Origin of the sequence: Barnesiella viscericola DSM 18177 (genome assembly GCF_000512915.1) — a bacterium.
Lineage (GTDB): Bacteria > Bacteroidota > Bacteroidia > Bacteroidales > Barnesiellaceae > Barnesiella > Barnesiella viscericola.
In genome coordinates this window covers 130442-157013 of the sequence record NZ_CP007034.1, presented here as the reverse complement: position 1 = coordinate 157013, position 26572 = coordinate 130442, and the positions used below count along the sequence as shown (strand labels likewise).

General features: G+C 53.1%; 23 protein-coding genes and 1 other RNA gene. 15 read left to right on the top strand and 9 right to left on the bottom strand.

Features of this window, described 5'->3' with window-relative positions; all coding sequences use genetic code 11:
- Positions 1–2 precede the first annotated feature (2 nt).
- Positions 3–3101, top strand: a complete 3099-nt coding sequence (locus tag BARVI_RS00615; RefSeq protein ID WP_025277355.1) for an efflux RND transporter permease subunit — start codon at positions 3–5, stop codon at positions 3099–3101.
- A complete protein-coding gene (locus BARVI_RS00610; protein ID WP_025277354.1) occupies positions 3098–4483 on the top strand; it encodes an efflux transporter outer membrane subunit in 1386 nt (461 codons plus the stop codon). The genes BARVI_RS00615 and BARVI_RS00610 overlap by 4 nt, the downstream gene beginning before the upstream one ends.
- Before the next feature lie 254 nt (positions 4484–4737).
- Here the strand turns inward: BARVI_RS00610 and galK are convergent, their stop codons facing one another.
- The 5 genes from galK to queC form a co-directional block, all read right to left on the bottom strand.
- A complete protein-coding gene (gene galK, locus BARVI_RS00605) occupies positions 4738–5889 on the bottom strand; it encodes a galactokinase (RefSeq protein ID WP_025277353.1) in 1152 nt (383 codons plus the stop codon).
- Between the two features lie 57 nt (positions 5890–5946).
- Positions 5947–7023: an aldose epimerase family protein gene (locus BARVI_RS00600; protein ID WP_025277352.1), complete on the bottom strand. Its 1077-nt coding sequence runs from the start codon at positions 7021–7023 to the stop codon at positions 5947–5949.
- Between the two features lie 263 nt (positions 7024–7286).
- Complete coding sequence (locus tag BARVI_RS00595; RefSeq protein WP_025277351.1) at positions 7287–7868, bottom strand: 7-carboxy-7-deazaguanine synthase QueE; 582 nt, start codon at positions 7866–7868, stop codon at positions 7287–7289.
- On the bottom strand, positions 7865–8224 hold the full coding sequence (locus BARVI_RS00590; protein WP_025277350.1) for a 6-pyruvoyl trahydropterin synthase family protein: 360 nt from the start codon (positions 8222–8224) through the stop codon (positions 7865–7867). Before BARVI_RS00590 ends, BARVI_RS00595 begins: the two co-directional genes overlap by 4 nt.
- A gap of 22 nt (positions 8225–8246) precedes the next feature.
- On the bottom strand, positions 8247–8900 hold the full coding sequence (queC, locus tag BARVI_RS00585; protein WP_025277349.1) for a 7-cyano-7-deazaguanine synthase QueC: 654 nt from the start codon (positions 8898–8900) through the stop codon (positions 8247–8249).
- Positions 8901–9231: 331 nt separating this feature from the next.
- Here queC and BARVI_RS00580 point away from each other — a divergent pair, with 331 nt between their 5' ends.
- The 5 genes from BARVI_RS00580 to BARVI_RS00560 all read left to right on the top strand — a co-directional run bounded on the left by BARVI_RS00580 (position 9232) and on the right by BARVI_RS00560 (position 12725).
- A complete protein-coding gene (locus tag BARVI_RS00580) occupies positions 9232–9660 on the top strand; it encodes a nuclear transport factor 2 family protein (protein WP_025277348.1) in 429 nt (142 codons plus the stop codon).
- Positions 9661–9745: 85 nt separating this feature from the next.
- The gene (gene trxA / locus BARVI_RS00575; RefSeq protein WP_025277347.1) at positions 9746–10042 is read left to right on the top strand and encodes a thioredoxin; all 297 of its coding nucleotides are present in this window, start codon (positions 9746–9748) and stop codon (positions 10040–10042) included.
- 246 nt (positions 10043–10288) lie between these two features.
- A complete protein-coding gene (locus BARVI_RS00570) occupies positions 10289–10864 on the top strand; it encodes a chromate transporter (RefSeq protein WP_025277346.1) in 576 nt (191 codons plus the stop codon).
- A gap of 9 nt (positions 10865–10873) precedes the next feature.
- Entirely contained in the window at positions 10874–11422 is a 549-nt protein-coding gene (locus BARVI_RS00565) for a chromate transporter (protein ID WP_025277345.1), read from the top strand.
- Positions 11423–11432: 10 nt separating this feature from the next.
- Positions 11433–12725, top strand: a complete 1293-nt coding sequence (locus BARVI_RS00560) for a bifunctional folylpolyglutamate synthase/dihydrofolate synthase (protein WP_025277344.1) — start codon at positions 11433–11435, stop codon at positions 12723–12725.
- On the opposite strand, the gene BARVI_RS00555 is transcribed toward BARVI_RS00560, so the two are convergent.
- The 3 genes from BARVI_RS00555 to rnpB form a co-directional block, all read right to left on the bottom strand.
- On the bottom strand, positions 12706–13083 hold the full coding sequence (locus BARVI_RS00555; protein WP_025277343.1) for a RidA family protein: 378 nt from the start codon (positions 13081–13083) through the stop codon (positions 12706–12708). The two genes, BARVI_RS00560 and BARVI_RS00555, sit on opposite strands and share 20 nt — an antisense overlap.
- A 21-nt stretch (positions 13084–13104) precedes the next feature.
- On the bottom strand, positions 13105–14475 hold the full coding sequence (locus tag BARVI_RS00550; RefSeq protein ID WP_025277342.1) for a YhjD/YihY/BrkB family envelope integrity protein: 1371 nt from the start codon (positions 14473–14475) through the stop codon (positions 13105–13107).
- A gap of 35 nt (positions 14476–14510) precedes the next feature.
- Positions 14511–14859: RNase P RNA component class A (gene rnpB / locus BARVI_RS13060), an RNA gene on the bottom strand.
- A 357-nt stretch (positions 14860–15216) separates the two neighbouring features.
- Here rnpB and BARVI_RS00545 point away from each other — a divergent pair.
- From BARVI_RS00545 to leuB, 8 genes are all read left to right on the top strand, one after another.
- On the top strand, positions 15217–16716 hold the full coding sequence (locus BARVI_RS00545) for a Do family serine endopeptidase (protein WP_025277341.1): 1500 nt from the start codon (positions 15217–15219) through the stop codon (positions 16714–16716).
- 238 nt (positions 16717–16954) lie between these two features.
- Positions 16955–17815, top strand: coding sequence for a sigma-70 family RNA polymerase sigma factor (locus tag BARVI_RS00540; protein WP_008862117.1), 861 nt, complete (start codon positions 16955–16957; stop codon positions 17813–17815).
- A gap of 133 nt (positions 17816–17948) precedes the next feature.
- Positions 17949–18563, top strand: a complete 615-nt coding sequence (locus BARVI_RS00535) for a hypothetical protein (RefSeq protein ID WP_025277340.1) — start codon at positions 17949–17951, stop codon at positions 18561–18563.
- 313 nt (positions 18564–18876) lie between these two features.
- Entirely contained in the window at positions 18877–20373 is a 1497-nt protein-coding gene (locus tag BARVI_RS00530; RefSeq protein ID WP_025277339.1) for a 2-isopropylmalate synthase, read from the top strand.
- A gap of 13 nt (positions 20374–20386) precedes the next feature.
- A complete protein-coding gene (gene leuC, locus BARVI_RS00525; protein WP_025277338.1) occupies positions 20387–21781 on the top strand; it encodes a 3-isopropylmalate dehydratase large subunit in 1395 nt (464 codons plus the stop codon).
- Positions 21782–21793: 12 nt separating this feature from the next.
- Entirely contained in the window at positions 21794–22384 is a 591-nt protein-coding gene (gene leuD / locus BARVI_RS00520) for a 3-isopropylmalate dehydratase small subunit (protein WP_025277337.1), read from the top strand.
- Between the two features lie 10 nt (positions 22385–22394).
- Positions 22395–23933, top strand: coding sequence for an alpha-isopropylmalate synthase regulatory domain-containing protein (locus tag BARVI_RS00515; RefSeq protein ID WP_038534208.1), 1539 nt, complete (start codon positions 22395–22397; stop codon positions 23931–23933).
- Positions 23934–23946: 13 nt separating this feature from the next.
- The gene (gene leuB, locus BARVI_RS00510) at positions 23947–25020 is read left to right on the top strand and encodes a 3-isopropylmalate dehydrogenase (RefSeq protein ID WP_025277335.1); all 1074 of its coding nucleotides are present in this window, start codon (positions 23947–23949) and stop codon (positions 25018–25020) included.
- 98 nt (positions 25021–25118) lie between these two features.
- Here the strand turns inward: leuB and BARVI_RS00505 are convergent, their stop codons facing one another.
- On the bottom strand, positions 25119–26306 hold the full coding sequence (locus tag BARVI_RS00505; RefSeq protein ID WP_025277334.1) for an OmpA family protein: 1188 nt from the start codon (positions 26304–26306) through the stop codon (positions 25119–25121).
- Positions 26307–26572 lie beyond the last annotated feature (266 nt).

Here is a 26572-nt window from a genome sequence, read left to right as displayed (position 1 = left end):
CTATGAAACTGGACTTCTTTATTGACAGGCCCATATTCTCGATTGTCATCTCAATCGTGATTGTGATTGTCGGTGTGTTGGGACTTATCCTCCTCCCCATCGACCAATATCCGCAAATTGTTCCGCCGGTGGTAAAAGTGTCGGCCTCCTACCCGGGTGCGAGTGCTCAAACCGTTACCCAGGCTGTGGCCACCCCTATCGAACAGGAGCTGAACGGAACTCCCGGCATGCTCTACATGGAGTCGACCAACAGCAACTCGGGTAGCTTCTCGGCCACCATCACCTTCGACATTTCGACCGACCCCGACCTGGCGGCCGTCGAGATACAGAACCGAGTGAAACAGGCCGAAGCCCGTCTGCCGGCCGAGGTGGTGCAGAACGGTATCTCGGTGGAGAAACAGGCTTCGAGCCGACTGATGACCGTCACGCTGCGGTCGAGCGACCCCAAATTCGACGAAATCTACCTGAGCAACTATGCCACCCTCAACGTGGTAGATATGTTGCGCCGTGTCAAGGGTGTGGGTAGCGTGTCGAACGTGGGCGGCCGTTACTATGCCATGCAGATATGGGTACAGCCCGACCGTCTGGCCAACCTCGGACTCACGGTCGAAGATCTGCAAAAGGCCCTGAAAGACCAGAACCGCGAATCGGCGGCCGGCGTGCTGGGACAACAACCCATCAGCAACATCGACGTGACAACCCCTATCATTGCCCAGGGGCGGTTGTCGTCGGTAGCCGAGTTTGAAGAGATTGTTATCCGGGCCAACCCCGACGGCTCGCTGATACGGCTGCGCGACGTGGCTCGCATCTCGCTCGAAGCCCAATCGTACAATACCGAGAGCGGTATCAACGGCGGCAATGCAGCCGTGTTGAATATCAACATGTTGCCCGGTGCTAATGCCATGGAGGTGGCCAAATCGGTCAAGAAAGAGATGGAAGAAATCAGCCGCAACTTTCCCGAAGGCATCACCTACGAGATTCCGTTCGACATGACCTCCTATATTTCGCAATCCATCAGCGAGGTATATCACACGCTCATCGAGGCACTCGTGCTGGTGATTCTGGTGGTGTTCCTCTCGTTGCAGAACTGGCGGGCCACCCTTATCCCGGTTATCGCCGTACCCATCTCGCTCATCGGTACCTTCGGCATCATGCTGGCCTTCGGGTTCTCGCTCAACATGATGACCCTGTTGGGTCTGATTCTGGCCATCGGTATCGTGGTCGACGACGCCATCGTGGTGGTCGAGAATGTCGAGCGCATCATGAACGAGGAGCATCTCGACCCCTATACGGCCACCAAGAAAGCCATGCAGGGATTGGGTAGTGCCATCATCGCCACCTCGCTGGTGCTGTGTGCCGTGTTTGTGCCGGTAAGTTTCCTGGCCGGCATCACGGGGCAGCTCTATCGGCAGTTCACCATCACCATTGCCGTGTCGGTACTGATCTCGACCGTTGTTGCCCTCACGCTGAGCCCGGCCATGTGTGCCCTTCTGCTCCGTCCCAACTCGGGCAAAAAGAAAAACAAACTGTTCCGCTATATCAACCTGTGGCTCGCCTTCGGTAACCGATTGTACGAACGACTTATTCGCAAGGGGCTGAAAAATCCCCGTCGCGTACTGGTGGCCTTCGGACTCTCCCTGATAGCCATCTGGCTGCTCAACAAGGTGGTACCCCAGAGCTTCATGCCGCAGGAGGACCAGGGCTACTTTACCGTCGAATTGGAGTTGCCCGAGGGGGCTACCCTCGAACGTACCCGTGTGGTAACCGACCGGGCCATGCAATACCTCATGTCGCGCGACGATGTGGAGTATGTGCTCAACGTGACCGGTTCGAGTCCCCGGGTAGGTACCAACCAGTCGCGAAGCCAATTGACCGTAATCCTTAAACCGTGGGAAGAGCGCAAGTCGTCCAACCTGCGTGAAATCATGGAGGAGATACGCCGGGAGCTGAACCAATATCCCGAGAGCAAAGCCTACCTGAGTACGCCGCCCGTCATTCCGGGTCTGGGCAGTTCGGGCGGTTTCGAGATGGTGCTCGAAGCCCGCAGCGACGCCAGCTACGAAGATTTGCAACGGGCTGCCGATACCCTGCTCTACTACGCCTCGCAGCGTAAAGAGATCAGCGGACTCTCCTCGTCGATTCAGAACGACATACCCCAACTCTACTTCGACGTCGACCGCGACAAGGCTCAAATGCTGGGTGTGAAAATCTCCGACATATTCTCGACCCTGAAAACCTTTACCGGCTCGATATATGTCAACGACTTCAACATGTTCAACCGCATCTACCGCGTCTATATCCAGGCCGAGGCTCCCTATCGGGCACACAAGGAGAATCTGGGACTGTTCTTCGTCAAGGGCAGCAACAACGCCATGATTCCCATCACGGCTCTGGGAACGACCTCCTATACGACAGGTCCGGGAACCATACGCCGGTTCAACATGTTCAACTCGACCACCATATCGGGCGAAGCGGCTCCGGGATACAGCTCGGGACAAGCTATGACCATACTCGAAGAGATTGCCGACAAGCACTTGCCCAAGAACATCGGTGTGGAGTGGAGCGGCCTCTCCTACCAGGAGAAGCACGTGAGCGGGCAGACCGGCTATGTGCTGGCCCTGGCGCTGCTCTTCGTATTCCTCTTCCTGGCTGCCCAGTATGAAAGCTGGTCTATCCCGGTAGCCGTAATCCTGTCGCTACCGATAGCGGGTGTAGGCGCCTATCTGGGCAACTGGATATGTGGTCTCGAAAACAACATCTACTTCCAGATCGGATTGGTGATGCTTATCGGTCTGGTGGCCAAGAATGCCATTCTGATCGTCGAGTTTGCCAAAGAGGAGGTGGAGAAGGGCAACAACGTGGTCAATGCGGTTATCAAGGCCGCCCACCTGCGGTTCCGCCCCATCGTGATGACCTCGCTGGCCTTTATCCTGGGTATGTTGCCGCTCGTCTTTGCCAGCGGCCCGGGCTCGGCCAGCCGACAGGGTATCGGTACCGGAGTCTTCTTCGGTATGATTGTGGCCATTACGATAGGTATCATCTTTGTACCCCTGCTCTTCGTATGGGTCTACAAACTGAAATTTAAATTGACAAAACGATGAAAGAGATAAAAATCTTCTTATCCATATTCCTGGTGGGCGTCTTCTTCACCGGCTGCTCGATACAGAAGCGCTGCCAGGCTCCGGAACTGAACTTGCCGGACGAAATCATAGCGGGAGAGAACGACACCCTCACCATTGCCGACATGGCCTGGTGGGAACTCTACTCCGACACGACACTGACCAACCTGATCAACAAGACCCTCAACAACAACCGCAACATGCGGGCTGCCGAAGCTCACATCAAACAGATGGAAGAGTTGTACCGGGTGAGCAAGGCCTCGCTCTTCCCCACCATTAACGGACTGGTTAGTGGTAACCGTGAGACTAATGCCTATTATGGAGAAAAAACCTCGATCGATCCCGAGTTCAGCCTCAAAGCCTCGCTGAGCTGGGAGGCCGACCTGTGGGGCAGTCTGCGATGGAGCAAACGGAAAGGGGCGGCCGAGTATCTGGCTTCGGTCGAGGCGGCTCGGGCCATGCAGATGACCTTGATTGCCGAGACGGCCACAGCCTATTTCGAGTTGGTCGCTCTCGACCAGGAATTGGAAATCGTGCTGCAAACGGTACAAACCCGCGAGGAGAGTGTCAACCAGGCACGCCTGCGGTTCGAGGGTGGCCTCACCTCCGAGACGGCCTACCAACAGGCTCAGGTGGAGTTGGCCAACGCATCGGCCCTCATACCGAATCTGGAACAGAAAATTGCCATGAAGGAGAATCAGATTGCCGTCCTCTCGGGTGAATACCCCTCGAAGGTGGAACGCGGGAAATTTGATTTCAATATCTCCCTGCCCGAGGAGATGCCCATCGGGCTCCCCTCTACCCTGCTGCAACGTCGTCCCGACGTGCGGCAGGCCGAACAGCAACTGCGCTCGGCCATGGCTTCGGTAGGCATCGCCTATGCCGACCGTTTCCCCCGGCTCACCATCAGCCTGGTAGGCGGTCTTGAAAACGATGAGTTGAAGGGTTTCTTTGAATCGCCCTTCTCCTATGTAGCCGGCAACTTCGTAGCTCCACTTATCACCTTCGGGAAGAAAAAGGCCCAATACAAGGCAGCTCTGGCGGCATACGACGAAAAGCGATTCGCCTATGAGCAGAAGGTACTCGAAGTCTTCCGCGAGGTAAACGACGCGGTCATCACCTATCAGAAGAAACGTCGCACCTCGGAGTTGCAACTCAACCTCTTCGAGGCGGCACAAAAGTATGTCGACCTGGCCCAGTTGCAATACCTCAACGGGGTTATCCGCTATATCGACGTACTCGATGCTCACCGTAACTTCTTCGATGCCCAGATAGGATTAAGCAATGCCATACGCGACGAATATCTGGCTATGGTCAACCTCTATAAGGTATTGGGTGGTGGTTGGAGCAGTCAGGCCGAATGACCTTCCCCGGCCCTACAAGAAGAAGCCCCGGCGTGTAATCAACACGCCGGGGCTTCTTCTTTGGAATAGCAGGACACAGACAAGAGCGGGGAAACGGTGCCACACGACAGGCGGACGGCTATCGATAACAGGGACTGTAATTCTCTCTACCGACTGTTATTCCCTGCAAACAAGACGAGGGCGCAACGTCCCGGCCTTAACTCGCCGATTCGTTACGCCCTGTCCTGTTTTATCGTTCTGCGTCGATACGCTGCTTAGCACAATTTGCGGGCACCGTCGGAGATAACGACGTCATACACTTTCGGCAGACGGCCGTATTTCTCTTTGTAACGCATCTTGGCTGTCTCCACAAAGTGATCGTACAGCTCGTTCTTTACCAGGTTGATGGTGCAACCGCCGAAGCCGCCACCCATCACACGCGAACCGGTAACGCCGCACTCCTTGGCAATGTCGTTCAAGAAGTCGAGCTCCTCGCAACTTACCTCATAGAGTTTACTCATGCCGTAATGCGTCTCATACATCTTCTTGCCTACGGTCTCGTAGTCACCGCATTCGAGGGCGTCGCACACGTCGAGAACCCGTTGAATCTCACCGATTACATACTCGGCACGCATATAGTCCTCGGCCGTAATTTCGCCTTTCACCTCGTTGAGCATATCCATGTTGGCATCTCTCAGGAACTCAACATGGGGGTGTCTCTTCTGAATGGCAGCCACCACGTTCTCGCACGATCTGCGACGGTCATTATAGGCCGACGAAGCCAACTCGTGTTTTACCACCGAGTCGAGCAATACGAGACGATAACCTTCGGGATTGAAGGGGAAATATTGATATTCGAGCGAACGGCAGTCGAGACGAATGAGGTGACCGGCCTTGCCGAATACCGATGCAAACTGATCCATGATACCGCAGTTTACACCGCAGTAGTTATGCTCGGTAGCCTGTCCGATCTTGGCCAACTCGAATTTGTCGATACCGCAGTCGAACATATCGTTCAAGGCGTAGGCATAGGTGCTCTCCAAAGCGGCCGACGACGACATGCCGGCACCCAGAGGCACATCACCGGCAAATGCTGTATTGAAACCGGCAATTTTTCCGCCACGCTTGATAATCTCGCGGCATACACCGAAAATATAGCGGGCCCAGCTGGCACGAGGTGCATCTTCCTCGTTCAACCCGAACTCTACATAATCTTTCAAATCGATCGAATAGGCACGCACCTTGTTGGTTCCGTTGATTTTGAGCTCGGCAACCATGCCTTTGTCAATGGCACCGGGGAATACGAAACCCCCGTTGTAATCGGTGTGCTCACCGATCAAGTTAATACGACCGGGAGAGGCATATACCGATCCCGTAGATCCATCGAAGTGTTTGATAAAACGACTTCTTACAAATTCTATCTCCATAATACTAAATTAAAATGATTGTAATTTATATGATTGCTATTTATTGGAATGCTACCTTTATTTGCGCGTCGAGAACTTGAACTGCGTGTGGCTCTCGAATTTCTCGTGCGGACGCAAGATGACCGACGGATAGTTCTCGTGGTTGGGACTGTCGGGGAAATGTTGTGTTTCGAGACAGATGGCTGCCCGCATGGGATAACGCTGCCCGTTCTTCCCGACGAAATTACCCGTCATCCAGTTGCCGGTATAGAGCTGTACACCGGGCTCGGTCGTATAGACGTCCATCACGATGCCCGTCTTGGGCGATATACACTCGGCACAGAAGGCAAATTCGCCCGGGTGTTTCTTGTTCAGGACATAGGTGTGGTCATATCCCTTGCCATAAACCAGCTGTATGAAAGGTTCGTTGATGCGGCTACCCACCTCATAGAGTTTGCGGAAATCCATGGGAGTTCCCTCCACGACCGATTTCTCGCCATACGGTATGGCGGTATCGTCGGTAGGCAGATAGTAATCGGCATCGATGCACAACAGGTGGTCGCCGATATAAGGGTCGCCTGCCCCCGAGAGGTTGAAATAGGAGTGGTTGGTAAGGTTGATGATGGTAGCCTTGTCGGTCTCGGCATGATAGGTGATATCGACGGCATTGTCGTCGGTCAGCTTAAACACCACTTTCACCCGCAGGTTTCCGGGGAATCCCTCCTCGCCATCGGGCGATATGCGTGAAAACTCGATGGTCTGCGAATCGATTTGATGGGCGTCCCACACATGGAAATTAAAGCCCTTTACACCACCGTGCAGGGTATTGGGGCCGTTGTTGATGGGCAATTGGTCATACAATACACCGTCGATTGTAAATTTACCTTTGGCAATGCGGTTGGCATACCGCCCGCAGGTGGCGCCGAAATAGGGTTCTTCCGAAGAAAGATACTCCTGTATATTGTTATGACCGGTCACTACATCTGTCATTTTTCCCTCTTTGTCGGGAACCATAAGCGAAACGATACGAGCCCCATAATTCGTTACGGCCAATTCGCATCCGTTCTTGTTTACCAAAACATAAAGTGCTGTGTCTTTTCCATCGACATGTCCTTGGAAATGGGCCGGATTCAAGCCTGAAAGAGTCATATCCATATTTTTCTTTTTAAGGTTAACTGTATTTATTTATTGATTGTGTAAAGTTAATGTTATCTTTTTTTCTTGCAAAGATTTTGCCCGGCTTTTGCTTAAAATTATTTGGCTTATTAAATTTTAACAGAGTTTCATAAACGGGACGCCACAAAAGCCTTACTCCGACAGAGCGTGGAGATAAAGCGTTTTGTATCAATATAATTACAATCGATTCTTACCACTCGGGAATCTCATCTTGTAACAGACACTTCTCAGTCTTATCTTCGTCACGGGATATGTATGAGTTTATGGGTTTGAAGTGACAGATGCCACTCGGGGTGTGCCTTGATGTAATCGATGGCGGCACCGAGAAGACGGGTGTTTTTCACAGGGTCACCGGTATCGCAAGGCTGCAATTCAAGCACTGCGCCATAGCTCCGTGCCATCGCTTCGTAGGGAACCAGGTCTTGCCCCTCATAGACCACCTTCAACTCGTCGACCCGCCCAATCTTCACCGGGAGCGATTTGGGCGAACAGGTAATCCAGTCGATGGCCTGTACCAGTTGTGCCTCCAACTCCATGGAGCCGTTGGTCTCGATTTGGACAAACTTCCCGGCCTCGTGCAAGGCATCGACCAACGATCGGGTGAGTTGCAAGGTGGGCTCACCGCCGGTAATGACCACGTGTCGGGCAGGATAAGCGGCAATCGCACGAACGATTTCGGCTTCGCTCATCTCGGTATAGGTATCGTGACGGGTATCGCAAAAACTGCATCGCAGGTTACACCCCGACAGCCGGACAAAAATGGCGGCCGTACCGGTAAAGCGGCCTTCGCCCTGCAAGGTGTAAAATATCTCGTTGACTCTCATAGGGCAAAATCGTCGTCTTTGCAATCGTCGACCCGATAGACCGCAATATTCCCGCCGCTCTCCTGGACCTTGGTCTTATAACACTGGGGTATCTGGTCGGTAATCCACCGGGCTATGTTCTCGGCCGTGGGGTTGAAGGGCAACAATTCGTTGAGGTTGCCGTGGTCGAGGTAACCGTGAATCTGGTCCTTGATGTGCTTGAAGTCGCACACCATGCCGTCGGCATTCAGCTCTTCGGCCTTGCAATAGACGGTAATAATCCAGTTGTGACCATGCAACTGCTCACACTTGCTTTCGTAGGAGAGCGTCAACGCATGCGCTCCCGCAATCTCCATCGTCTTCGCTACGTAATACATAAACGGTGCTTTATCTTATTCATTAATCCTCATATTCGGTGGGATCGTCGATTTGCGCGTCGTGCAAAGCCTCCTTGCGTTCGACACAGGTGCCGCACTTGCCGCAATGCTTCTCGCCGCCCTTGTAGCACGACCAGGTCTCGGCATAATTGACCTGCAACCGCTTGCCCCGACGGGCAATGTCGCTTTTGGTAATATGGGTATAGGGCGCCAATATCTCGATGTGCTCGTAGGTGCCCTCGCGCATGGCCTGGTTCATGGCCTCGATAAAGGAGGAACGGCAATCGGGATAGATGGCGTGATCGCCCCCGTGGTTGGCAATGAGTACCCGCTTCAACCCGTTGCTCTCGGCTATGCCGCAGGCTATCGACAACATGATGCCGTTGCGAAACGGAACCACGGTGCTCTTCATATTCTCGTCGGCATAATGCCCCTCGGGAATGGCTTCTCCGCCACTCAACAACGAGCTCTTGAAATACTCCTTCATAAAGGCCAGCGGTATGACAATGTGCCGAATACCCAGCCGCTCGCAGTGCAGGTGGGCAAACGGTATCTCCCGGGCATTGTGGTTGGCCCCATAATCGAACGATACCCCCAAAGCAATGCGGTCGGCATACTCATAAAGCAACGTAATGCTGTCCATGCCGCCCGAAACGACAATCAACGAATCTTTCATACTCTTTTCTCTATTCATGTACCCGAGGAACATATTCTCATTCCCCTGTTCCCCGAATGGTTGGGGATTGGCGCATACAGGACAACTGCCACTCCGAGGCTTCACCTCAAAAGAATCACCCGAAATCGACCCGTCCCATTTCGCGCTTGTATGTGCAAAGATAAGCTAAAAATTACAATCCTCCCGGTAAATAGCTCATAAGCCTTTCAAAAAATAGTTATCTTTGTGTCTGTAAGAAGGAGAGCGGCTCGACCTCAATACCCCCATCGGGGATTGGCCGTCACGATGGGCTCTCTTCAAACTGACAATCAAACAACAAAACAGACACACGATGAAGGCAAAAACACGGGTTCGCATCATATTCCTCTTCTTGACCGCTCTTGCCATAGGCTTTCCGCTGCTGTTTCTCACAGCCCCTCCCGTTCCTCGCCACTTGGGTCCCGAGGGTATTGCCGTGGCATTTGTCGAGAACCTCACCAACGCCAATTTTGAAGCGGCCCGCAAACTGGTGACGCCTGAATCGGCCGAGACCATACACCTGTTCGAAACGCTGGTGGGCAGCCAATCCGACGAGTTAAAGAGCAGACCCACCCATTTCAACGTATCCCGCTCGGAAATGAATCTCGCCCAGGATACACTTTTTATCGAAGGCAAACTTTTTTTCTCGAACAAACACAAACTGATACGGAAAATAAAACTGGTGCTGGTCAACCGCGAGGGTCGCTGGCTGGTCGATTGTCACGACAACAATATTTTCTGACGGGTCGAACCCGCCTCAACCAAAGGTTCGGATTTGGTGTTACTACGACACTTATATAATAGAATAGTTTAAAAACTTTATCGCTATGGGAAAATTTCAGGAGATTATCGCCGGCGATACCCCGGTATTGGTCGACTTCTTTGCCGAATGGTGTGGCCCTTGCAAAATGATGAAGCCGGTTTTGGAAGATCTGAAACGGAAACTGGGTGACAAAATCGTCATTCTCAAAGTCGACATCGACAAAAACGAACCTATGGCTGCCGCTTTTAGAATCCAATCGGTACCCACCTTGATGCTCTGGAAGAAGGGGCAGATAGCCTGGCGCCAATCAGGAGCCTTGCCGCTGCACGAATTGGAACAGATACTATCGGCCTACCTTTGAGAAGATAGGCTTTACGAAGATTAAAAAGATACATTCGCAAGGGATTTTCGCTTTTTATCTCCATTTGCCATATTATTTCGTACCTTTGCGCCTGCAAAAAAAGAGCCGGGTCTGAGAGTGCCCGGGGTAAAACTCGTACCTGCCAGCAGGATTTCCCCCTGGCAATCGGCCGTAGGAAAACAAACGAGATCCCCCCGACAAACGGACCGATCTCGTTCACGCCTGGTTTGAAAAGAGCCTATGTATATGAAATCGAACATTTATCTGCAACTATTCTCCTCGTTCCTGAAAATAGGAGCATTCACCTTCGGAGGCGGTTGGGCCATGATTCCCCTCATCGAGCGGGAAGTGGTCGACAAAAAGCAGTGGATCAAACGCGAGGATTTTATCGACGCCCTGGCTATCGCCCAATCGCTGCCGGGAGTGCTGGCCGTGAATATATCAATTCTGGTAGGGAACAAGTTGCGCGGACTGAAAGGTAGTCTGGCCGCCACCCTCGGCACCATTCTCCCTTCGTTTCTTATCATCTTGGCCATTGCCATCTGGTTTGTACAGGTCTACGACAATCCTGTTATCGAACGCATATTCAAAGGCATTCGTCCGGCTGTGGTCGCCCTTATCGTTTCGCCGGTACTCACGACAGCCAAAACGGCCCGCATCAACCTCAAAACCGTCATCATTCCCATCGTCGTGGCTCTGGCCATCTGGCTGGGAGGCATCTCACCCATCTGGTTCGTCCTGCTGGGCGGTATTGGCGGTATCGTCTACTACAATCACATCATCGCCCGCATCAAAAAACGGTACAGAGAAAAAAAGAAATAAACCATGTGGATTGTCTATCTTAACTTATTCTGGGCCTATTTGAAGATTGGCCTGTTTGGGTTCGGCGGCGGATACGCCATGCTCTCCCTCATTCAACACGAAGCGGTAGAGGTAATCCACTATGGCGAAAGCCAACCGTGGCTCACCCCCACCGAGTTTACCGACATCGTGGCCATCTCGCAGATGACCCCCGGCCCCATCGGCATCAACAGCGCCACCTATGTAGGCTACGTGGCCACCGGAAACAGCGTGTGGGGATCGCTTGTGGCTACCTTTGCCGTGTGCCTGCCATCGTTTGTGCTGGTGTTGATGATCAGCCATTTCATTCTCAAACACAAGGAGAATCCCATTATCAAGAGCCTGTTTGCCGGACTGCGCCCCGTTGTCGTGGGACTGATTGCCTCGGCGGCTCTGCTACTGATGAACAAAGAGAACTTTCCCGACTATACATTGAGCGTGGCCATCGCGGTCGTCTCGTTCGTGCTGGTGCATTACACCCGGCTCCACCCCATACTGGTGATTGTGCTGGCCGGTGTTGCGGGGTATGCTCTCTATTAAACCGACAGACATGAACTACGAAGAGACTTTGGAATATCTGTTCCGGCAGCTCCCTGTCTTCCAGCAAATAGGAAGCGCAGCCTACAAACCGGGATTGCAAAACAGCGAGGCGCTCGACGAGTATTTCGGACACCCCCATCGCAAATTTCACACCCTGCACGTGGCCGGAACCAATGGGAAAGGCTCGGTGTCGCATTTGCTGGCCGCCATCTTGCAACTCAACGGCTACAAAACGGGACTGTACACCTCGCCCCACCTGGTCGATTTCAGGGAGCGTATCCGCATCGACGGACAACCCATTTCGCGCGAAGAGGTCATCGACTTTGCCCAAAAACACGTGCCCCCCACGCTGCATATCCATCCTTCGTTTTTCGAGTTGACCATGATGATGGCCTTCGACTACTTTGCCCGCCAGGCGGTCGATGTAGCAGTCATTGAGGTCGGGCTGGGCGGCCGACTCGACAGCACCAACATCATCACCCCCGACCTGTGTGTGATTACCAACATCAGCTACGACCATGTGCAGATGCTGGGACATACCCTACCCCAGATTGCCCGGGAAAAGGCCGGTATCATCAAGAGCGGCATACCGGTCGTTATCGGTGAGGCCCAGGGCGAGGTCAAGCAAGTATTTCTCGACAAGGCCCGCGAGGTCGGTGCCCCCATCTTCTTTGCCGAAGAGTGTGTCCGGTTCGACTCGGCCCGGCAAAGCGCCCGCGGCTGGGAGTTTGACACCCCCGAGTTCCCCCATCTTGTAGGAGAGCTGGGAGGACTCTGTCAGGAGAAAAATGCCGCCACCGTACTCACCGCCGTCGCCCGGCTGCGGGAATTGGGCTACCATATCTCCAACGAATCGGTCTATGAAGCCTTTGCCCACGTCACCCGTCTCACCGGTCTGATGGGGCGCTGGCAACAGTTGCAGTCGTCACCCCGGCTCATCTGCGACACAGGTCACAACACCGGCGGCATGCAGTACATCGCCCGGCAACTGCGCAACGAACATTACGATACGCTGCGTATCGTAATCGGTATGGTCAACGACAAAGATATATCGGGGGTATTGTCCATGCTCCCTCGGGAAGCCGTCTACTACTTCACCCGGGCATCGGTGCCCCGTGCTCTCCCGCAAGACAAGCTCGAAGCACTGGCCACCCAAGCCGGACTGAAAGGCAAGAGCTACCCCACCGTCAAGGAGGCGGTAACGGCCGCACAAAAAGAGAGCCGCCCCGAAGACCTTATCTTCGTAGGCGGCAGTACCTTTATCGTGGCCGACCTGTTGCAGTTTATGCCTTTACCGCAATAACCTCGATTTCGACCAAAGCCTGTTTGGGCAACTCTTTGACGGCAAATGCCGAACGGGCGGGGAATGCCCCGTTGAACTGTTGGGCATAGACCTCGTTCATTGCTCCGAAGAGTGACATGTCGGCCAGGAAGACCGTCGTCTTCACAATATGGTCGACCGTACAGCCGGCCTCGGCCAAGATAGCCTTGATGTTCTCGAACGATTGGCGGGTTTGTGCCTGAATCCCCTCGGGCATTGTGCCGGTGGCGGGGTCGATGGGCAGTTGTCCCGAAAGGAAAATCATGCCGGCAGCTTCGATAGCCTGGCTGTATGGCCCTATGGCCTCGGGGGCGGCAGTTGTAGCAATGACCTGTTTCATAGTTGTCGTATATAAGATTTATTATTTCGGAAGCTCCTCTCGGCTCTCCTCGATTTGCAAGTCTTTCAAGGGAACCTTATCACCCTCCTCCTCCATCAGGCGACGAGTATCGACCAGTACCCTCCACTCCCGCGGGAAATTGTCTTTCAGGTTGTTGATGAAATCCTCGTCACCCTCGCGGTCAATGGCCCTCAGCAAGAAACCCACCGAAAGCCGGTTGATGTCCATGGCTGGTTGATAGGCCGGTACCCGCTCCTCCTCCGAAGGAGTCTGCGACAAAATACCTGCCTGTTCCAACTCATCGACCTTCCGCTCGACCAGCTGAATGGGTATGGCATAGCGACGCGAAATCTGCCCCTTGGTGAGCGGCGGCAAACCGTCTCTGAAACGATGCACGATAACCGTGGCGATGACCAGCAAGATATAGTCGGAGTAGCGGCGCGAGATGTCGTTGGTCTCCTTCTCGAAATTGAAATTGACCACGTTTTGCGACGAATAGGTGAGCACCGCCCCGAACAGGCAGATGAGCCACGAGAACTGCATCCAGATGAGCAACAACGGCAGGAAGGCAAAACTACCGTAAATGGCGTTGTACTTCGATACCCATATCTGTCCCGATATATATATGTATTGGAACACCTGAAATGCCGTGCCGCAAATGATACCCGAGATGAGTGCATACTTGAATTTTACACGGGTATTGGGTATGAAAATATAGATGGCCGTGAAAAACAGCACGGTGAGGATATAGGGAGCCAGCCGGAAGACCCAGCGCAACAGCGGGGTCATGAACTCAAACACCACCGACGAGTTGAGCATCGTCGACATAAAGAGCGAGAATCCGCTCGATGCCACCATGAGAATGGGCAGAATCAGAAACATCGAGGTGTAGTCGGTCACCTTGCGGTAAAACGACCGCCCGCCCTGCACCTGCCAAATATCGTTGAATGCCTTCTCAATATTCGACAACAGGCTGATGAGTGTCCACAACAGGAAGCAGAGGCCTATCCCCACAAATACCCCACCCTTCATCTGGTCGAGGTACTGGTCGACAAAGCTCAACATATACTCCAATGCCTGGCGCTGGGCCGGAAAATAGTCGAACAGTTGGCTCTGCATGATGTGCTGGAACCCGAATCCCTTGCAAATGGCAAACAGCATGGCCAGCGCTGGGACAACGGCCAGAATCGAGCTGAATGTCAAGGCCGAGGCCTTCTCCTGCAACTTCTCGCTCAGGAAACAGCGTATCGACAGATTCAAGGTTTTGAGTATGTGGATATGCAATTTATACTCGGTGATGTGCCAGATATCGACCGAAACAAATTGCCAGAACCACTTCACCCATGAACTGATGCGAGCAAAAAATGAAGGTTTTTTCTTACGTTTTGCCATGCGCCTATATTGCCCGGATAGGTTCTACAAATAAAAAATACAGCAGGCCTGTAAGCCGGGTTATGTACTCTCTTGCGAGAGCGTCTGTCATTTATCTCGACCCTGTGTCGCCACAAGGCTCTAGCGGTTTACCCCCCGGCATCGGGCGAGCAACCCTACAACGCCGGTATACATAACCTTACAACCCATAAGACGTACGGCACTCTACATTGCTGTAAAGCCCGGTGAGCTCTTACCTCACCTTTTCACCCTTACTGCTTGCGCAGCGGTTATTTTCTGTTACGCGCCTCTACCCTCACGAATAGCTTCCCGTTAGGAAATATGGTGCTCTGTGTTGCCCGGACTTTCCTCCCGCACGAGGCGAGCGACAGACCGTCCTGCTGTACGATACAAAGATAATGAAAAAAGTCGAATTCCAAAAGCACAGCCGGTTCGAGATTTTCGATTAAACCTTTTCCCCGCTTGGCTGTCTAAACAACAATATGAACCCGTAACAAAAGAGCAAAAGTGTCAGTTCATTGATTCGGGCATAAAATTTAACAGTCAATATGACATACCAATCGTGCAAAAAAGTCCGTTATTTATTAGCAGGCTGCGTTAACCCCTGTTAAGTCGATATTCGGCTTATTAAAAGAGCTTAAAAAGCAGATAAGTCAACTATAATGGCACAAGAAATGTATTAAATTTAACGTCACAAAAACTTAAATACAACAGAATATTAACACTTAAAACTGATAAATTATGAATTCTTACGGAAAGAAATTGATGGGTATAGCTTTGATAGCAATCCTGAGTTCTGGAGTTAGTATCGGAGCATTCAGTTTATTAAACAGGTCGGCCGACTCAAAACTCGAAGACCAGCCTGTGGGAAGTGAGTATGCACAACCCACGCGCTTTTCCCGGGTTGTCAATCGTCCTGCTGTCGAAACCGACTTTACCGTGGCTGCCGAGAATACGGTCAACGCCGTGGTGAGCATCAAGTCAATTTCCACCCCCAAACAGAGTCAAATGGGCGGTCTTACCGATCCGTTCTTTGAATATTTCTTCGGTCAAGGTGGCCGGAATATCGAACCTCAACCCCGCACGGGACTGGGCTCGGGCGTCATCATTACCCCCGACGGATATATCGTGACCAACAACCACGTGGTCGAAGGAGCCGACAAACTGGATATTACGCTGAACGACAACCGTACCTTCAACGGACGTGTAATCGGTACCGATCCCTCGACCGACCTGGCCCTGATTAAAATCGATGCCAAAGACCTGCCTATCGTCAAGTTCGGCGACTCGGACAACCTGAAAGTGGGCGAATGGGTTTTGGCCGTAGGTAACCCGCTGGGGTTGACCTCGACCGTGACTGCCGGTATTGTCAGTGCCAAGGCTCGTAGCATCAGCGCGCTCAATCCTCGCAGCCAGAAGATGGGCATCGAAGCCTTTATCCAGACCGATGCCGCAGTAAATCCCGGCAACAGTGGCGGTGCGCTGGTCAATACGGCCGGTGAACTGGTAGGTATCAACACCGCCATCTACTCCGAAACCGGTAGCTATGCAGGTTATTCGTTTGCCATTCCTACCTCGATTGTAAGCAAAGTAATTGCCGACTTGAAAGAGTATGGAACCGTACAACGTGCCGTACTGGGTATCGGATACATGGAAATCAACTCCGACCTGGCCAAGGAGAAGAACCTCGAAGTTCAGGAGGGAATCTACGTAGGCGAAGTATTTAACCGCAGCGCAGCTATGGAGGCCGGTATCAAAGAGGGCGATGTAATCACCTCGATTAACGACGTAAAAATCAAAAACGGCGCCATGCTCTCCGAGCAGTTGAACCGCTACCGTCCCGGCGACAAGATCAAGATCGGCTTGTTGAGAGGTAAAGAATCGAAGGCCGTATCGCTCACCTTGAAGAATAGCCAAGGCAATACCGAGATTACCAAGATAGCCGGTATGGATTCGCTGGGTGCCGGATTCAAAGAACTCGACGCCAAGAGCCTGCGCGAGATGAACATTCGATATGGCGTACAGGTTATTGGATTGAAAAACGGAAAATTCAAATCGGCCGGTATCCGCGACGGGTTTGTGATTCTCGAAATCAACAACACCCCCATGAAATCGGTAAGCGACCTGGAATCGATGTACGATTCGATTGTCAAATCGAACCAGACCCAGAAGGTCATGTTCATTACCGGTGTTTATCCAAACGGCAAGATGATGTACTATGCCGTAGACTTGGCCGACTAAAATCCCATATACAGAATAAGGTCCTTCGCGGGACCTTATTCTGTACTTGTCTGCCAAATACCAAATATCATTAATCCAAGAAACAGAACGAACTACCCAATGTTGTAATGATACAAAAAATAGATAATCAACGAACGAATGGGATTTTTTATCTCACGCCTTCAAAATTAAACATTTTTTGCAACATTATTAACAACAAATATATTATATTTGCAATCCAAAATCTCCATATTGCACGATGAGACAATTAAAAATTACCAAATCGATTACTAATCGGGAAAGTGCTTCTCTGGACAAATACCTTCAAGAAATCGGTCGTGAGGACTTAATCACGGTAGAAGAGGAAGTTGAACTTGCCCAACGCATAAAAAAAGGCGACCATGCAGCTTTGGAGAAGTTGACGAGAGCCAACTTGCGTTTTGTCGTTTCGGTTGCCAAACAATATCAAAACCAAGGATTGAGCCTGCCCGACTTGATTAACGAAGGAAATCTGGGACTGATCAAAGCCGCCGAGAAATTCGACGAAACAAGAGGATTCAAATTCATCTCTTATGCCGTGTGGTGGATTCGCCAATCCATACTCCAAGCTCTGGCCGAGCAATCGAGAATCGTTCGTCTGCCGCTGAACCAGGTGGGCTCGCTCAACAAAATAAGCAAGGCCCTCTCGAAATTCGAGCAGGAGAACGAGCGTCGTCCTTCACCCGAAGAGTTGGCCGAGGAGTTGGATATTCCGGTCGACAAAATCTCCGACACGTTGAAGGTATCGGGTCGTCACATCTCGGTCGATGCCCCCTTTGTCGAAGGCGAGGACAACAGCCTGCTCGACGTGCTGGTCAACGACGACTCCCCCATTGCCGACCGTTCGCTTATCAACGAGTCACTCTCGAAAGAGATAGACCGTGCACTCAAACAACTCACCCCGCGTGAAAGCGAAATCATCAAGATGTTCTTCGGCATCGGTTGTCAAGAGATGACACTCGAAGAGATAGGCGACAAATTCGGGTTGACCCGTGAACGCGTACGCCAAATCAAGGAGAAAGCCATCAGACGGCTCAGAACCGCATCGAGAAGCAAATTATTAAAAACCTATTTGGGATAAAGGTCTGCCCTACAAAGACCATGAGAAACCGACCTGTTGTCAGGTCGGTTTTTTTATTTTAACTTTTTTCTCTATTCATAAATTGCTTAATCTCTATAAATCACCTATCTTCGTTCTCATAAAGCATATAACAATGAACAAATATCTGTATCATATTTTCTTGCCGGTTTTACTCTTCGTCTTTGTGCAAAATGCAGTAGCACAAGAGCCGACTACCGGATTTGAAGAGGGCAACAACCAGTATGTCATGCGAGAGAGTAACCTCTCGGACATCGGGACAGAGAAAAAGATAAAACCCTTTACCTTGGGAGCCGAAGTGGGCGCCTCGATCGATATGGCCGGGAACGACCTCTCGACCTTTGACGTAGACCTGTTCGGGGGCTATCGCTCCTCCAGCATCAAGTGCCTGGGACTGGGTGTGGGACTGCACAACTCCTTCTCGAGCAACCGCTACTACATACCTGTTTATGTTTTGTTCCGCAGCAACCTGCTCAGGAACCGCTCGCTCTTCTTTGTCGATTTCAGGGCCGGTTATTCGAGCAACCAGATGTGCAAGGGCGAAACACAGGGTGGATTCTTCGGTGCCGCCGGCTTGGGTATAAACCTCTCGGTCAGCAAAAAATTTGGTTCTCACCTGCTCCTCGGATATAACTTTTACCAAGTATCGCCCTTCACCGACGAGAAAGGTGCCTACCAGGACATTAACGGGAGTCATCTGGTCTCCATACGATTGGGTATCAGTTTCTGAAAAGATTACATATAATTACAAATAGATACATTTCGGCAGACAATAATTACAAATACATAGACAAATCGAACAAAACACGTTATTTTATTTGTTTTTCTCAAAATAATAATTACCTTTGCATACACAATAAAAACAGAGAACAATGATTATATCCCTGCTAAGCAACTCGATTATTATTATTAACCTTCTATCGAACGCCCCCGACGAGAAGTGAGAAATTGTGTTGCCATAGCATACCGATAAAACGTTTATAGCCTTTCTCACGAACATGTTGGGAAAGGCTTTTTTAATAACTTTATATACGCAAGGAAAAATGTCTGACCGATTATTCATTTTTGACACAACCCTACGAGACGGCGAACAGGTCCCCGGTTGTCAACTCAACACCGTTGAAAAAATACAAGTAGCCAAAGCGCTCGAAGCCCTTGGCGTCGACATTATAGAAGCGGGATTCCCGGTATCCAGTCCCGGCGATTTCGAATCGGTCGTTGCCATCTCCAAAGCGGTGACCTGGCCTACCATCTGTGCCCTCACCCGGGCGGTCGAAAACGACATAAAGGTAGCGGCCGAAGCCCTGCAATATGCCCGGCACAAACGCATACACACGGGCATTGGCACCTCGGACTATCACATCAAGTACAAATTCAACTCCACCCGCGAGGAGATTATCGAGCGGGCCGTCGCCGCGGTCAAATATGCCAAAAAGTATGTCGAGGACGTGCAGTTTTATGCCGAAGATGCGGGTCGCACCGACAACGAATACCTGGCCCGTGTGGTCGAGGCGGTCATCAAGGCCGGGGCTACCGTCGTCAACATACCCGACACCACCGGCTATTGCCTGCCCGACGAGTTCGGCCAGAAGATTCGCTACCTCAAAGAGCATGTAACCGGGATAGACCGGGTAGTTATCGCCACCCACTGCCACAACGACCTGGGCATGGCCACGGCCAACACGATGGCCGGGATACAGAATGGAGCCCGTCAGGCCGAAGTGACCATCAACGGCATCGGCGAACGGGCCGGAAACACCTCGCTCGAAGAGGTGGCCATGATTTGCAAATGCCACCACGACCTGCAAATCGAGACCAACATCAATACCCAGAAGATTTACAGCACGAGCCGACTAGTCTCCAACCTCATGAACATGCCCGTGCAGCCCAACAAGGCCATCGTGGGTCGCAACGCCTTTGCCCACTCCTCGGGCATACATCAGGACGGTGTGTTGAAGAACCGCGAGAGCTACGAGATTATCGACCCCAAAGAGGTGGGTATCGACGAGACGTCGATTGTACTGACGGCCCGCAGTGGACGGGCTGCCCTGAAACACCGCCTCCACCTGCTGGGTATCGAGCTGGAAAAAGAGGCACTCGACAAAGCCTACGATGCCTTCCTCAAACTGGCCGACCGCAAAAAAGACATCAACGACGACGACATACTCATGCTGGTGGGTAAAGAGCGCACCGCCAATGCACGCATTCGTCTCGACTTCCTGCAAGTGACGGCCGGCGTGGGCATCAAGTCGGTGGCCAGCATCGGTCTCGACATCGCCGGCGAGAAGTTCGAGGCCGCCGCTTCGGGCAACGGCCCGGTCGATGCCGCCATCAACGCCATTCGCTGCATCATACACCGCAAGATGGTCGTGAGCGAATTTCTCATACAGGCCATCACCCGGGGGAGCGACGACGTAGGCAAGGTGCACATGACCGTCGTCTACAACAACGCCTCCTACTACGGCTTCTCGGCCAATACCGACATCGTAGCCGCCTCGGCCGAAGCCTTTATCGACGCAATCAACAAATTCATCATATAATCTACCACACACAATGAACACGTTATTCGACAAGATATGGGACGCCCACGTGGTGACCTCGGTGGCCGGAGGTCCCGACCAGTTGTACATCGACCGACACTACTGCCACGAAGTGACCAGCCCGCAAGCCTTCAACGAGCTGCGAGAGCGCCACTTGCAGGTATTCCGCCCCGAGAAGACCACCTGCTCTCCCGACCACAACATTCCCACACTTCATCAAGAGCTCCCCATTGCCGACCCGGTGTCGCGCAATCAGGTCGATACACTCGCGCGCAACGCTCGCGAATTCGGCCTCACCTACTACGGTCTGGGGCATGAGAAGAACGGGATTATCCACGTAATCGGGCCCGAGTACGGACTCACGCAACCGGGCATGACCATCGTATGCGGCGACAGCCACACCTCGACCCACGGAGCCTTCGGCGCCATCGCCTTCGGCATCGGCACCAGCGAGGTGGCCATGGTCCTGGCCTCGCAATGTATTCTGCAACCCAAACCCAAGTCGATGCGCATCAACATCGAGGGACGACTCGCGCCCGGCGTCACGGCCAAGGACATTGCCCTCTACATCATTGCCCGAATGACTACGGGCGGTGCTACCGGCTATTTTGTCGAATATGCCGGCGAGGCCATTCGGGCACTCAGCATGGAGGAGCGTATGACCGTGTGCAACCTCAGCATCGAGATGGGGGCCCGAGGCGGCCTGATTGCCCCCGACCAGACGACCTTCGACTACGTCAAAGGTCGGGAGTTTGCTCCCAAGGGCGAAGCCTGGGATCGCGCCCTCGCCTACTGGAAAACCCTGTACAGCGAACCCGATGCCGTGTTCGACCGCGAGGTAACCTTCCAGGCGGCCGACATCGCTCCCCGCATCACCTACGGTACCAACCCCGGCATGGGCATTGCTATCGACGAAGCCATTCCGCAGGAATCGACCATCGACGAAAGCGGAAAGATTTCGTTCCGACGTGCTCTGCAATACATGGGCTTCGAGGCCGGAGAATCGCTGCTGGGGAAGGATATCGACTACGTCTTCTTAGGGAGCTGCACCAACGGCCGTATCGAAGATTTCAGAGCTTTTGCCCGCCTGGTAAAAGGGCATAAGAAGGCCGACCGCGTGACTGCCTGGCTCGTCCCGGGTTCGCAAGCCGTAGCCCGCCAGATACGCGCCGAGGGGCTCGACCGCATCTTGTCCGAGGCCGGTTTCGAGATACGCCAACCCGGCTGCTCGGCCTGTCTGGCCATGAACGACGATAAGGTCCCGGCCGGGAAATATGCCGTGTCGACCTCGAACCGCAACTTCGAGGGCCGGCAGGGTCCCGGTGCCCGCACGATACTCGCCGGGCCGCTGGTGGCCGCGGCTGCCGCCATCACAGGTAAGATAACCGATCCACGAACCCTTTTATAATTTCATACTGTCATGATCGAAAAAATCAACATCATAACCTCGTCGTGCATTCCTCTGCCTCAGGAGAATGTCGATACCGACCAAATCATTCCGGCCCGTTTCCTGAAAGCCGTATCGCGCGAAGGCTTCGGCGAAAACCTCTTCCGCGACTGGCGCTATGACAAGAACGGCAAGCCCATTGCCGACTTTGTGCTCAACAATCCCGCCTACTCGGGAAAGATACTGGTAGCCGGGAAGAACTTCGGGAGCGGTTCCAGCCGGGAACATGCTGCCTGGGCCATCGCCGGATACGGATTCCGGGTGGTCGTGTCGAGCTTCTTTGCCGACATCTTCAAGAACAACGCCCTCAACAACGGAGTGCTGCCGGTCGTGGTATCGGAGCCCTTCCTGTCCAACCTCTTCCGCCACATTCAGGCCGACCCGGCCGCAACCGTGACGGTCAACCTCGAAGCCCAGACCATCACCGACAACACCAGCGGCGAGTGCGAACATTTTGAAATCAACCCCTACAAGAAGAATTGCCTGCTCAACGGATACGACGACATCGACTATCTGCTCAGCAAGAAACCGGCAATCGAAGCGTGGGAGGCCAACCATCAATAACCGACTGCCTATGTTCATCGAAATCATGGATACCACCCTGCGGGACGGGGAGCAGACGTCGGGGGTCTCTTTTGCCCGACAAGAGAAGATGAGTATCGCCCGACTGCTTCTCGAAGACTTGAAGATACCCCGCATCGAAATTGCCTCGGCCCGCGTCTCATCGGGTGAATACGACATGGCCACACAACTGTGCGAATGGGCTCGGAAACGAGGTCACATCGACAAGATAGAGGTACTGGGATTCCTCGACAACGGAGCCTCCATCGAATGGATACGCTCCTGCGGCGCCCGGGTGATGAACCTGCTCTGCAAGGGGTCGGAGAAGCACTGCACCTTTCAGCTGAAAAAGACGGTACAGGAGCACATCGCCGATATAAAACGGGCGATACAGAAGGCCCGGGAGGTGGGATTGAAAGTGAACCTCTACCTCGAAGACTGGTCGAACGGCATACAGCACTCCCCGCAATATGTCTACCAGCTGGTCGATGCCCTGCGCAGCGAAGCTGTCGAGCGCTTCATGCTGCCCGACACGCTGGGCATTCTCAACCCGCTCCAAACGCTTAAATTCTGCCGGGCCATGCGCCGCCGCTATCCCGAACTGCGGTTCGACTTCCACGCCCACAACGACTACGACCTGGCCACGGCCAATACCTTTGCCGCCGCCCTCACCGGCATACAGGGGGTGCACTGCACCATCAACGGACTGGGCGAACGGGCCGGCAACGCCCCCCTCACCAGCGTGCTGGCGGTGCTGCACGACCAGGTAAAAGCTACCACAGGGGTGACCGAAAACATGGTCAACAAGGTGAGCCGCATTGTCGAATCCTACTCGGGAGTGCGGGTAGCCGCCAACAAGCCCATCATCGGCGAGTCGGTCTTCACCCAGTGCGCCGGTGTGCATGCCGACGGCGACAACAAGAACAACCTCTATTACAACGACCTGCTGCCCGAGCGTTTCGGCCGCAAACGAGAGTATGCCCTCGGCAAGACCTCGGGGCAGGCCAATATCCGCAAGAATCTCGAATCGCTGGGCATCGAGCTCGACGACGAGTCGATACAACGGGTCACCCAACGGGTCGTGGAGCTGAGCGACAAGAAGGAGATGGTTACCCCCGAAGACCTGCCCTACATCATCTCCGACGTGCTGAAACACCAGACCCTCGCCCAGCACGTGAAGGTGGTGAACTACACCCTCAACCTCTCGCAGGGGCTCAAACCGGTGGCTGTCCTCGCCATCGACATCAACGGGCAGGTGTACGAGGGAGCCTCGACCGGCGACGGACAGTACGACGCCTTCGTAAAGGCCATTCGCAAAATCTACAAGGAGCAACTGAGCCGCACCCTCCCGCTGCTGACCAACTACACGGTGAACATTCCGCCCGGTGGACGCACCGACGCGCTGGTGCAGACGGTCATCTCGTGGGACTACAACGGCAACGTGCTGAAAACCCAAGGCCTCGATGCCGACCAGATGGAAGCGGCCATACAGGCTACCATCAAGATGCTGAATATCATCGAAGACAAGGAACAACACATAACCAACAATTAAATCTATCAAGACAATGGAATTACATATTGCAGTATTGCCGGGCGACGGAATTGGCCCGGAAGTCGTAGATCAGGCGCTGAACGTGACCCGGGCCATCTGCGAGAAATTCGGCCACGAACTGAAATACCAGATTGCCCCGGTGGGGGCCTGTGCCATCGAAGAGACCGGCTCGCCCTACCCCGACTCGACTCACGAATTGTGCATGCGCTCCGATGCCGTGCTGTTCGGAGCCATCGGTTCGCCCCAATACGACAACAATCCCAACGCACCGGTGCGCCCCGAACAGGGATTGCTGGCCATGCGCAAGAAGCTGGGATTGTTTGCCAACATTCGCCCCATCACCACCTTCCCGGGGCTGATACACAAATCGCCCCTCCGGGCCGACATCATCGACGGTGCCGATTTCATGTGTATTCGCGAGCTCACCGGAGGCCTCTACTTCGGTCGTCCACAGGGTCGCAGCGAAGACGGCAGCGTGGCCTACGACACCTGCATGTACAGCCGGGAAGAGATTACCCGCATCGTGCAACTGGCCTACGACTATGCCATGCGTCGCCGCAAGAAGGTGACGATGGTCGACAAGGCCAACATCTTGGCTACCTCGCGGCTCTGGCGGGAGGTGACCCAGGAGATTGCCGCCGAATATCCCGAGGTCGAAACCGAGTTTCTCTTCGTCGACAACGCCGCCATGCGCATGATACAATGGCCCAAGAGTTTCGACGTGATTGTCACCGAAAACATGTTCGGCGACATTCTCACCGACGAGGGTTCGGTCATCACCGGCTCGCTGGGCATGCTCCCCTCGGCCTCGATAGGACTGCACACCTCGGTATTCGAGCCGATACACGGCTCCTATCCGCAGGCCGCAGGTAAGGATATAGCCAACCCGCTGGCCACGATTCTGTCGGCTGCCATGATGTTCGAGTATGCCTTCGGACTGAAAGCCGAGGCCGACCTCATTCGCTCGGCCGTGTCGGAGTCGATGAAGGCCGGCGTCGTGACCGAGGACATTGCCGATCCTGGGACCCCCACTTACCATACCCACGAGGTGGGCGAATGGATTGTAGAATGGATCGGGAAACACTAAACACTTTACCTCGACAACAAAGTCTCAATAAAAATCTTCATAAAAAAACGGGTGACCGATTGCGGTCACCCGTTTTTCATACCGGGAACAAGAATCTGTCACTGGGCCGAACCGGCAAATACGACAATTCGGTTCCAGTTGTTATTCTGCGGGTAAAGTTGCGAATCGCTACCGTTGGCCACAATCTGTACCCGCTTTTTATCAATGTTATATTTCTCGGTCAGTAACTTGACTACCGACTCGGCCCGACGTTGGCTCAACTGCTTGTTATACTCGGGCGTACCCGTATCCTTGTCGGCATACCCGATGACCGAGATGTTGCACGAAGGGTTGCTCTTCAACCACTGGGCGATGTTGTAGACGTTGACCATCTCCTCGTTGGAAACCACGGCACTGTTGATGGTAAAACGCACCACCCCCGTAAGCTCCTGATTGCAACCGGCCGGCTCGACTACCGTCACCTCCTCAACGACCGGTTCGGGACAAGGAGGGCACTCCACCTCGCGCGACTCGCATTCGTTCAGTTGGCTTCTCAACATGTTCACCTTGTCGTTCAGCTGGTTAATCATCAACTGGTCGGCATAGGCATCATAGGCTTTGAAGCGGTCTTTTCCAAACTTAATCGAGAAACCGCCGATAGCCGACACCACACTCTCGACCTCTGTCCCCTCAACAATGCCGTTGAAATGGTCGCCAATGAGGTTGCCACGACCTTCGAGGAAGAAATCGACATAGTGCGACAATCTGAAATTCAGCTTGATACCGGCCGTGAGCGGGAAGGCATAGGTTTCGCGTCCGTAAGGCGTATTGTGGAACGAATAGATGCCACCGATACCGATAAAGGGAATGATCGAGAAGACACGCCGTTCGTTATACCCGTGGAAGGTGTTGAACATGTTCCACATCAAATCGCCATAGAGGGCGGCATAACGCATGTGAGTCATCACCCCTTCGGCATACGGCCAGTTGGTGTGCAGAGCACCTCCCATGGCCGACAGGCGGAATCCCAGGAAAGGACTGATCCATTTACCCACGGCAAAATCCATGGCCAGCGTATATTGAGCATCGCCGGTATGCTCGGTGAAGAAGGTCTGACCACCGGCACCCAACGAAATAAACCAGTTGTTCTTGTGACTGTCGGAGTAGTACCGGGGCTTGCCGGGCAGAACCTCGGTGACCGAAACATCTTCTTCGACGATGAGCGCTTGTGCCCCAGCCGACTCGGTGTATCCCAACATCGATGTCGTAGCCAGCGCTACTGCTAAATAAAAGAACTTTGTTTTCATCTTCATTTGTTTTAGTTATACAATTTTGTTGTTCACTATTCAAAAAGACAGGAGCCTGTTGCCGCCACTATCCGTTTTTGTCAACTAAAACAACCGGATAAAAGAATGTGTTCACCCGCAATCGAGAAAAGAGTAGGAAAAATCCATACTATTTAGCCCTTGTAAGCATCTTATAAAAAATGAAAAACGATGCGTCCCGGTTGGTAATAAATTACTAAATTTGCATATACTCGATGAATATCATACTTTTATAGTCGCAAACCGTG

Coding starts and splice junctions, on each gene's coding strand:
- BARVI_RS00615 (WP_025277355.1), top strand. CDS start 3: ATGAAACTGGACTTCTTTATTGACAGGCCCATATTCTCGATTGTCATC.
- BARVI_RS00610 (WP_025277354.1), top strand. CDS start 3,098: ATGAAAGAGATAAAAATCTTCTTATCCATATTCCTGGTGGGCGTCTTC.
- galK (WP_025277353.1), bottom strand. CDS start 5,889: ATGGAGATAGAATTTGTAAGAAGTCGTTTTATCAAACACTTCGATGGA.
- BARVI_RS00600 (WP_025277352.1), bottom strand. CDS start 7,023: ATGGATATGACTCTTTCAGGCTTGAATCCGGCCCATTTCCAAGGACAT.
- BARVI_RS00595 (WP_025277351.1), bottom strand. CDS start 7,868: ATGAGAGTCAACGAGATATTTTACACCTTGCAGGGCGAAGGCCGCTTT.
- BARVI_RS00590 (WP_025277350.1), bottom strand. CDS start 8,224: ATGTATTACGTAGCGAAGACGATGGAGATTGCGGGAGCGCATGCGTTG.
- queC (WP_025277349.1), bottom strand. CDS start 8,900: ATGAAAGATTCGTTGATTGTCGTTTCGGGCGGCATGGACAGCATTACG.
- BARVI_RS00580 (WP_025277348.1), top strand. CDS start 9,232: ATGAAGGCAAAAACACGGGTTCGCATCATATTCCTCTTCTTGACCGCT.
- trxA (WP_025277347.1), top strand. CDS start 9,746: ATGGGAAAATTTCAGGAGATTATCGCCGGCGATACCCCGGTATTGGTC.
- BARVI_RS00570 (WP_025277346.1), top strand. CDS start 10,289: ATGAAATCGAACATTTATCTGCAACTATTCTCCTCGTTCCTGAAAATA.
- BARVI_RS00560 (WP_025277344.1), top strand. CDS start 11,433: ATGAACTACGAAGAGACTTTGGAATATCTGTTCCGGCAGCTCCCTGTC.
- BARVI_RS00555 (WP_025277343.1), bottom strand. CDS start 13,083: ATGAAACAGGTCATTGCTACAACTGCCGCCCCCGAGGCCATAGGGCCA.
- BARVI_RS00550 (WP_025277342.1), bottom strand. CDS start 14,475: ATGGCAAAACGTAAGAAAAAACCTTCATTTTTTGCTCGCATCAGTTCA.
- BARVI_RS00545 (WP_025277341.1), top strand. CDS start 15,217: ATGAATTCTTACGGAAAGAAATTGATGGGTATAGCTTTGATAGCAATC.
- BARVI_RS00540 (WP_008862117.1), top strand. CDS start 16,955: ATGAGACAATTAAAAATTACCAAATCGATTACTAATCGGGAAAGTGCT.
- BARVI_RS00535 (WP_025277340.1), top strand. CDS start 17,949: ATGAACAAATATCTGTATCATATTTTCTTGCCGGTTTTACTCTTCGTC.
- BARVI_RS00530 (WP_025277339.1), top strand. CDS start 18,877: ATGTCTGACCGATTATTCATTTTTGACACAACCCTACGAGACGGCGAA.
- leuC (WP_025277338.1), top strand. CDS start 20,387: ATGAACACGTTATTCGACAAGATATGGGACGCCCACGTGGTGACCTCG.
- leuD (WP_025277337.1), top strand. CDS start 21,794: ATGATCGAAAAAATCAACATCATAACCTCGTCGTGCATTCCTCTGCCT.
- BARVI_RS00515 (WP_038534208.1), top strand. CDS start 22,395: ATGTTCATCGAAATCATGGATACCACCCTGCGGGACGGGGAGCAGACG.
- leuB (WP_025277335.1), top strand. CDS start 23,947: ATGGAATTACATATTGCAGTATTGCCGGGCGACGGAATTGGCCCGGAA.
- BARVI_RS00505 (WP_025277334.1), bottom strand. CDS start 26,306: ATGAAAACAAAGTTCTTTTATTTAGCAGTAGCGCTGGCTACGACATCG.